Genomic DNA, 3,072 nt, shown 5'->3' with positions numbered 1-3,072 from the left:
TGGTCCTGTAGCGCACCAGCGCCTGCGAGCTGACCCGGCCCATCGCCTGGTCGCAGGCCTCGAACGGAACAGCCGGCAGCGGCGCCATCACCTCGAGATCGCGCTGGAGCCGCTCGCCAATCGTCTCTCTGAGCCTATTCCGTTGAAAAAGTCGTTCTGGAAAGTCACTCCGGCCTGGCTCTGACGAACAAGCGTCCGCAGTCTGGTTATGCGGGTTTTGACTTTGGGCCGACCGGGAAGAGTTTTGCGAGTTTCCTGAGATTTTGGGCGGTGGCCGCGAGGAGGAATTCGTCCCTGGCGCCGCATGGCCCCCTCAGCCTTAACCGGCCGAGCCCCAGGATGCGCTTCAGGTGCGCGAACAGCATCTCGACCTTCTTTCGGAGCCTGCGGGAGACGCCGTACTCTTCAGTCTTGGCGATATCCCGGGCCATATCGCGGGCACCCTCATGCTCAGAGCGGGCGATCTTTCGGGCTGGCTGGTTCGGCGTACATTGGGCCTTCATCGGACATGCGCTGCAATCCTGCTGGCGGGCGAAGTAGCGCTTGAACCCATCCTTGCCGAACTCGGGACGGGATTGGGATATGTCGCGCCAGTAGGGTTTGAGCTTTTGTCCGGCCGGGCACGTGTACGCGTCCGTTTCGTGGTCATAGGCGAATTCGCGTACCGAGAAGGTGCCGTCAGCCCGGTCAGACTTGTCGATCACCGGGACATGCGGCTCGATGCCATGCTCCTCGACCAGCCATCCGAGCACGGGACCCGAGCCATATGCGGTGTCCGCAATCAGCCGCTCGGGGTAGAGCCCAAAACGATCCATGGCCCGATCTATCATGGTCTGAGCCGCACCCGTTTCGGCGGTGCGGATAGACCGGCTCGCTTCCACATCGACGATGATCCCATGGTCGGTGTCGATCAGGTAATTGTTGGAATAGGCGAAGAATGCAGGTCCATGCCGCGCGGCCGTCCACTGGCTGGCCGGGTCCGAATGGGAGGTGAACTTCGGCGCCACGGCGGTGGCCGCTCCAAACGCGGCGTCGTCGAGAGTGTCCAGATATTCCCGCACGGCTCGAGGCGCGGCGGCAGGATCGATCGCGCCAGCGTTCCAGTCTTCCTTGGCGGTGGAGTTCTGCTTGTTGGCGTCCGCCTGGATCAGGCTGGCGTCCACGGCAAAACGCTCCCCGCCGACCACGCCCTCCCGGATGCATCGCGCGACAACGGCCTCGAAGAGCCTTCGAAGCAGATCGCTGTCGCGGAACCGACCATGACGGTTCTTGGAGAAGGTCGAGTGATCCGGTACCCGATCGGTCAAGTCGAGGCGACAGAACCACCTGTACGCCAAGTTGAGGTGCACCTCCTCGCAGAGGCGCCGTTCGGAACGGATGCCGTGGATGTATCCAAGGAGCAGCATGCGGATCATCAACTCGGGATCCACCGAAGGCCGGCCGATGGAACTGTAGAACGCCGTCAGATGCGCGCGCACGAGCGAGAGATCGACGAACCGGTCAATCGACCGCAGCAGGTGGTCGGCCGGCACATGATCTTCGAGACGAAATTCGTAGAAGAATGCGCCCTGCGCCTGCTGCCGTGACCCCATCATCGCCCAACTCCCGCAAACCCCGCGAGGATTGAATCAGCAATTACGTCCCCTCACAACCGGACTTTTTCAACGGAATAGGCCGAAGGCAGACGCTCGCACAGAGGTGGACACTACTAAATACCTCGCCATACCAATGTTTTGATGATTCAATCCTGCTGACGCACGCGGGAGGGATCGATGTCGGGACAGCCTGGGCTTTTTGATCTGGATGAGCGCTACGCCGCGCTTTCCAAGACCGGCGATCCGCTGGGACGTCTGGCGTCGGTGGTGGATTTCGAGATGTTCCGAGGCGATCTGGACGCGGCGCTGCGGCGGTCAGACCGCGCGAGGGGCGGCCGACCGCCAATGGACGCGGTGCTGATGTTCAAGGTTCTGGTCATCCAGTCGCTCTACGGGCTCGCCGATGAGCAGACCGAGTTCCAGATTCGCGACCGGCTGAGTTTCATGCGGTTCCTCGGGCTTGATCTGCACGGCCGCGTTCCCGACGCTCGAACGATCTGGCTGTTTCGAGAGCACCTGACGAAAGCCAAGGCCGTCGAAACGCTGTTCACCCGGTTCGATGCGCATCTGCGCGAGCAGGGCTATCTCGCAATGGGCGGTCAGATGATCGACGCGTCGATCATTGCGGCGCCGCGCCAGCGCAACACCGACGCCGAGAAGGACGATCTGAAGGCCGGGCGCATCCCCGAGGACTGGACGGCGAACCCGGCGAAGCTGCGCCAGAAAGACCGTGATGGCCGCTGGACGCTGAAGCGCGGCCGGCGCAAGCGCCGGCCCGACGGGACGCTGATGATGGAGATCGCCACGCCGATCTACGGCTACAAGTCCCATATCGGCGCGGATCGCCGTCACCGCTTCATCCGCAAATGGTCCGTCACCGATGCCGCCCGTTACGACGGGCGCGAGTTGGCGGGGGTGCTCGACCCGACCAACACTGCATCGGCGGTCTGGGCGGACACCGCCTACCGTTCGGCGAAGAACGAGCGGCGCATCGCCAAGGCCGGACTGGTCTCGAAGGTTCATTTCCGCAAGCCACCCGGCAAGCAGATGTCCGAACCTCGGCGCCGCGCCAACGCCGCCCGCTCGCGCGAACGCTCCGGCGTCGAGCACATCTTCGCCGACCAGAAGCATCGCATGGCGCTGTTCATCCGATCCATCGGCCTGGCCCGTGCCCGAACCCGGATCGGCCTGGCAAATATCGCCTACAATCTGAGAAGATATCTGTTCTGGGAGAACAAGGCCGCCGCCGCGTAGGGCAAAGCCCTGAACCAAACACCGAGTGAGGCTCCCATGAGCCGGATCGCATCGCCGATCGGCGACAAACCAACGTCTACGACGTCAACCTCCGCCTCAACCATGCGGGCGATGACGAACCTAGAAGTGTCCATCTGCTTCTGGAGACGCAGGAGGCGGCGCTCGTCGCGGGCCTCCATCAACTCGTGTACGAGCTCGTCGGCGGTGGTGAATCCGACGGAGA

The 3,072-nt window shown here is 63.1% G+C and carries 3 protein-coding genes and 1 pseudogene; 2 read left to right on the top strand and 2 right to left on the bottom strand.

The window, feature by feature from the left end; genetic code table 11:
• A partial coding sequence (locus ACSLE4_RS12915; protein ID WP_435904848.1) for a hypothetical protein occupies nucleotides 1–184 on the top strand: 184 nt, incomplete at its 5' end.
• 22 nt (nucleotides 185–206) lie between these two features.
• Here ACSLE4_RS12915 and ACSLE4_RS12910 read toward each other — a convergent pair.
• Complete coding sequence (locus ACSLE4_RS12910) at nucleotides 207–1,595, bottom strand: IS1182 family transposase (RefSeq protein ID WP_435904847.1); 1,389 nt, start codon at nucleotides 1,593–1,595, stop codon at nucleotides 207–209.
• A 177-nt stretch (nucleotides 1,596–1,772) separates the two neighbouring features.
• On the opposite strand from ACSLE4_RS12910, the gene ACSLE4_RS12905 reads away from it, so the two are divergent.
• Complete coding sequence (locus tag ACSLE4_RS12905; RefSeq protein ID WP_435904846.1) at nucleotides 1,773–2,849, top strand: IS5 family transposase; 1,077 nt, start codon at nucleotides 1,773–1,775, stop codon at nucleotides 2,847–2,849.
• Here the strand turns inward: ACSLE4_RS12905 and ACSLE4_RS12900 are convergent.
• Nucleotides 2,798–3,072, bottom strand: a pseudogene (locus ACSLE4_RS12900) (hypothetical protein); the annotation flags it as partial. The gene ACSLE4_RS12905 and the pseudogene ACSLE4_RS12900 sit on opposite strands and share 52 nt — an antisense overlap.

The sequence above is a fragment of the Methyloceanibacter sp. genome, assembly GCF_051306395.1.
GTDB lineage: Bacteria > Pseudomonadota > Alphaproteobacteria > Rhizobiales > Methyloligellaceae > Methyloceanibacter.
This window is presented reverse-complemented; position numbering and strand designations above follow the sequence as displayed.

Bases quoted from the DNA above. Each gene is read 5' to 3' on its own strand.
- ACSLE4_RS12910 (WP_435904847.1), bottom strand. From the start codon at position 1,595: ATGATGGGGTCACGGCAGCAGGCGCAGGGCGCATTCTTCTACGAATTT.
- ACSLE4_RS12905 (WP_435904846.1), top strand. From the start codon at position 1,773: ATGTCGGGACAGCCTGGGCTTTTTGATCTGGATGAGCGCTACGCCGCG.